The following is a 2,662-nucleotide window of genomic DNA, read 5'->3' on the forward strand; positions in this document are numbered from 1 at the left end:
CCTTACCCCATCACCAGGCCTGGTAGTTTTGGTAGAGGATAAACACACTCATTAATACGAGGAATAGCGCGAATACTCGGCGTAATAGATGCTGGTCGAATTTGTGGCTGACCTTGTGGCCAAGCCAGCCGCCTATAATACCGATGAGGGTAAATTTAATAATAATCGCCCAATCCAGCTCCAGGTTTAATGCGTTTAATACTTCTAAATAGGCAGCAAAACCGGCGAAGGATTTCATCGCAATAATCACTAAACTGGTGCCGATCGCCAAGCGCATTGACAAACCGCCTAATAAAACCAAAGCCGGAATAATTAAAAAGCCACCGCCAACCCCAACCAAGCCGGTTACCGCGCCCACCACTAAACCATCCGCGACAATTTTATAAGCCGCGCGCGGCGCTTTGGGTGCGTCGCTTAAATCGACCGGTTTAAACATTAAATAAGCCGCGCTTAACATTAAGGCGGCAAAAATTAACATCTGGATCACGCCGTCAATAAAGTGCGCTAGCCAAGCACCAAATACCGCCCCCACCAGGCCTGGTATGCCAAACCAAGCTACCATGCGCCAGTCAATGGTTTTTTGCCGAGCGTAAGGTATGGCGGAAATCAACGAAATCACACCCACAATCATCAACGAACCCGCCATTGCGACTTTGGGATCTTGGCCGACTAAATACACCAACACCGGCACGGTCAGAATCGAACCGCCCGAACCGAGCAAACCTAAACTTAAACCAATTAATAACGCGCCTATCCAGGCTAAAATCATTGCGTTTTCCTCACGCTGATTTCCTTTTGAGCAATACGCCCGATTCAATGTGGTGGCTGTAGGGGAATTGATCAAATAAAGCCGCGGCCATCAAATCATGTGATTGTTCCAGTACGGCTAGGTCTCGCGCTAGGGTTTCCGGGTTGCAGGAAATATACAAAATGTGCTCAAACTCACTCGATAATTGGCGCGTTAAATCGTCTAAGCCAGCACGCGGCGGATCGACAAAAATAGTGTTGAATTGATAGCTCGATAAATCAATCTCCGCCAAACGATTAAATTCGCGACCTTGCAAGGCTTGCGAAACCTCTTCGGCGGCCATCTTCACCACCTCGACATTTTCCACGCTATTTTTGGCTAAATTAAACTGCGCCGACTTTACCGAGGTTTTAGAAATTTCGGTCGCCAAAACGTGGCCATACAAATCCGCTAGCGCAATCGAAAAATGGCCGTTACCACAATAGAGTTCTAACAAATCACCGCCCGCAGAGTTGATATCGCGGCTCTGCTCGCGCGCCCAAGCCAACATGTTCTGCGCCATTTTAGCGTTGGGCTGGGTAAAGCTATTCTCGATCTGCTGAAACCACCAGGCCTGGTGGTCGGCTTCTAAACGCTCGATGACAAAGTCCTGATCTAAAACAATCTTTTGTTTACGGCTACGCCCGATTAAATGATCAATCGGCAAAATATCACGCAAGCTTTGCGCGGCGGACGACCAGGCCTGGTCATCGAGTTTTTTACGGTAAATTAAAGTCACCAACATTTCCCCGCTCAGCGTGGCGAGAAAATCAATTTCAAACAAGCCATGACTTAAAATGTCTTGCTGACCAATCGCTTCTAACAAGGGCGTCATCAGGTTATCAATCGACTCCGCCGCCATCGGGCAAGAGACGATTTCGACCGGGTGCTTAGGATTTTCTGGATCAAACATCGCATAAAACAAGCGTTCCGGCGTATGCCAGATGCGAAACTCCGCGCGCTGACGAAAATGCGCCGGCGCGGAAGCAAACACCTGCAACTTATCTACCATGCTCGGCACTAGACCCAGCAAACGCTGCTGTTTGTCGGCGAGCTGTTGATCATATTGTTGGGGAAAAACCTGACACAGCACAAGGCCGCCCTCTTTATCAAAATTAGGCGGGCATTATATCGCGTCTAAGCGCGGATGCCTAACATCACGCCCTTGTAGTCAAACACAGGATAAATAAAAAATAATTTTTCATATTTATTGATTCATCAATTGATTCTAAAGGTTCCCGATGAACAATAATCAAAGGTTAATTCTAAAGCTTGGACGTGCGCGAGCGAGTGTATTTGCTGCCATTCTGCCCAAGCAGACTTGGCCACTATATAAAGGGCACATCGATTAATCCCAGATTGATTCTGGCAACGCCAAGTTTTCAGATCAAGGCGTGAACGCGAAGGAATAGCCGCATCGCACTCAGCATTGTTTTTTGACGACCGAATATATTTGGAAATAACGCGTTTTGATCGACATGGTGAATATGGACGCAAAGGCATCATTTCACTGAAAAGTCTGGATGCGCAATTTGTCGGCAAAGGCACGGACTGGCCGAGGGTTGCCAAAGCCCTGCTCAACGAGCAACAGATTAAAGCCGAGGATGACGCTTTAGTTGAAACCGCTTATGCTTTTGGGCAACTGATTGCCAACAGCGATATGCACCTTGGCAACTTCTCATTTTTTAGCGATGGCTTACACATCCTCAATCCCACCCCCATTTACGATATGTTGCCGATGGCGTTTATGCCGCGAAAAGGTGAACTCATCACCCCAGACTTCCAAATCCCGCGATTTATCGACGTATCCGAACCCGCCAAACACCAAGCCAAAATCGCGGCACTCGATTTCTGGCAAACGGTCATTGACCACCC

Annotated in this window: 3 protein-coding genes; 1 reads left to right on the forward strand and 2 read right to left on the reverse strand. The window is 47.9% G+C overall.

Features of this window, described 5'->3' with window-relative positions:
• Positions 1 to 10 precede the first annotated feature (10 nt).
• Together IBX48_RS10135 and trmA are read right to left on the reverse strand one after the other, a co-directional pair.
• Positions 11 to 769 (reverse strand): sulfite exporter TauE/SafE family protein, encoded by a 759-nt coding sequence (locus IBX48_RS10135; protein ID WP_296834142.1) that lies wholly within the window; start codon positions 767 to 769, stop codon positions 11 to 13.
• Positions 770 to 779: 10 nt separating this feature from the next.
• Positions 780 to 1,880, reverse strand: coding sequence for a tRNA (uridine(54)-C5)-methyltransferase TrmA (gene trmA / locus IBX48_RS10140; RefSeq protein WP_296834146.1), 1,101 nt, complete (start codon positions 1,878 to 1,880; stop codon positions 780 to 782).
• Positions 1,881 to 2,240: 360 nt separating this feature from the next.
• On the opposite strand from trmA, the gene IBX48_RS10145 reads away from it, so the two are divergent.
• The coding region (locus tag IBX48_RS10145) for a HipA domain-containing protein (protein ID WP_296834148.1) at positions 2,241 to 2,662 on the forward strand (422 nt) is incomplete at its 3' end.

The organism is Thiomicrospira sp. (assembly GCF_014859555.1).
Lineage (GTDB): Bacteria > Pseudomonadota > Gammaproteobacteria > Thiomicrospirales > Thiomicrospiraceae > Thiomicrospira.

Bases quoted from the DNA above. Each gene is read 5' to 3' on its own strand.
- IBX48_RS10135 (WP_296834142.1), bottom strand. From the start codon at position 769: ATGATTTTAGCCTGGATAGGCGCGTTATTAATTGGTTTAAGTTTAGGT.